General features: G+C 59.9%; 1 protein-coding gene. It reads right to left on the bottom strand.

Annotated elements, in window-relative coordinates:
* Positions 1 to 291: 291 nt before the first annotated feature.
* The gene (locus tag ABIL25_08580; GenBank protein MEO0082329.1) at positions 292 to 1,788 is read right to left on the bottom strand and encodes a DegQ family serine endoprotease; all 1,497 of its coding nucleotides are present in this window, start codon (positions 1,786 to 1,788) and stop codon (positions 292 to 294) included.
* Between the last annotated feature and the right edge of the window lie 163 nt (positions 1,789 to 1,951).

The raw sequence follows: 1,951 nt of genomic DNA, 5'->3' as shown, positions 1-1,951 counted from the left end.
GCCGCAGGTAGACCAGGGTGTTCTCCTGTTGCCTGCGCTCGACCTTGACGAGTTGCTGGCGCTACGGGTATCATATGAAACGCGCAAGCGTCAGGCAGGGGGTCACGATGTGCCTTGGCCGGCCCAACCATCTCGACTTCAAGCTGGACAAAGCTCATGATTCGAGTACAAATGTATTCTGAGGCAACGGGGCGTCCTCGAGTACATCCATATATGAGGCAACAGGTCAGCTTAGGACGGGGTCTTACAGCCGAGGAAAACGGCCTGTGAGCGCCTGCTGCGTTCTGCCGGCTACTCGCCCGGCTCGACCGCAACGTAGAGCTTGACGTTTCCGCGCTTGACCCGGAACAGCACGGCGGCTTCCTTGCCAGCCTGCGTGACCGCACGATTGAAGTCAGCGACGGTCTCAATCTTGCGGTCCCCAACCTCGAAAATGATGTCCCCACGCTGCATGCCTGCATCCGCTGCCGCGCTCCCGGGCTCGACTGACTCAACCACGACTCCGCCTTCGACACCGGCCTCGCGGCGCTCAGCGTCAGTGAGTTGCCGGACCGCAATTCCAAGTTTCGCTGCCGGCCTATCTTCGCCGGGTACCGAAGCCTGGGCATCGTCCGGCATTTCGGTCAGCTTCACCCTAACGGTCACGGTCTTGCCGTCGCGGACCAGCGTCAGCGTGACTACCGAGCCCGGCGCCAGTTCCGCAACTTTGCGACGGAACCACTCGACGTTTTCCACGTCCACGCCGTTCACCTTGGTGATGACGTCACCGGCCTTGACGCCGGCTTTCTCAGCCGGGTTGTCCTTGATGACTTCGCTGACCAGTACGCCATTGGTATTAGGCAGGCGCTTGGCCTTACGGATTACCTCGGTTACTGGCTGGGGCCGAATTCCCAAAAACCCGCGCACAACCTTGCCGTGCTCAAGCAACTGGTCGGTGACACTCTTGACCATGTCAACCGGCACCGCAAATCCGATACCGACGTTCGCACCAACCGGCGAGCGGATGGCAGTGTTGATGCCGATGAGCTCGCCGCGGATGTTGACCAGCGCACCACCGGAATTGCCCGGGTTGATCGAAGCGTCGGTCTGGATGAAGTCCTGATAGCTCGGGCCCTCAGGCAACGGAATTCCGGATCGGCCTTTGGCCGAAATAACCCCGACCGTGACGGTACTCTGCAACCCGAACGCGTTGCCGACCGCAATTGCCCAGTCGCCGACCTTGATGTCTTCGGCCCGGCCAAACGGCAGGGTGGGTAAGGGCTTGTCCGCGTCCACTTTCAACACCGCGAGGTCCGACTTCGGGTCCCGGCCCACGACCTTGACGTGCTTGCTTGAGAACTCGGTCCCGTCTGAGAGCTTGACCGCAATGCGGTCGAAGCCGGCGATAACGTGGTTGTTGGTGACAATGTAGCCTCTCGAATCAATGATGACACCAGACCCGAGTGCGTTCTGCTCCTGCTCAAACGGCATCCCAGGCATCTCAGGAAAGAACCGCTTGAAGAACTCGCCGAACGGGCCTTCCCACTCCATCTGGGGCTGAGTGCTGACCTTCACTTTCTTCTCGGCCGATATGTAAACAACGGTGGGAATGACCGCGTCCGCGACCCTGACGAACGGGCTGACACCCGCGTCCGCGCTTCCGAGTGCCGGAGTCGAAGTAACCTGGGCCTGGACCGGCCGCGACCCACAGGACAGCGCTGCCGACACGACCATACCCAGTACGAAAGCAACAAGCACCGCCGGCGCAACTAGTGCGCCGACCAAGCTCAGCGAGACCTTTCTAGTCATAGATTGCTTCCTCCTTATATTGATATTTGACTTCTATGCCGGCACGGCGGTTTCCTCTTACGTAATGGAGTCACTGATTGATCCGGATGATACCATTCGATTCAACCAGCGCGTAGTGGTTGCCCACTGCCGGAGCGATGAGTTCAAGATAACACAGCCCCCG

It is taken from the genome of candidate division WOR-3 bacterium (genome assembly GCA_039801365.1).
GTDB lineage: Bacteria > Hydrothermota > Tepidihabitantia > Tepidihabitantales > Tepidihabitantaceae > JBDRUN01.
Note: the sequence above shows the minus strand (reverse complement) of the source record. Positions and strands in the feature narration are given on the sequence as shown.

Bases quoted from the DNA above. Each gene is read 5' to 3' on its own strand.
- ABIL25_08580 (MEO0082329.1), bottom strand. From the start codon at position 1,788: ATGACTAGAAAGGTCTCGCTGAGCTTGGTCGGCGCACTAGTTGCGCCG.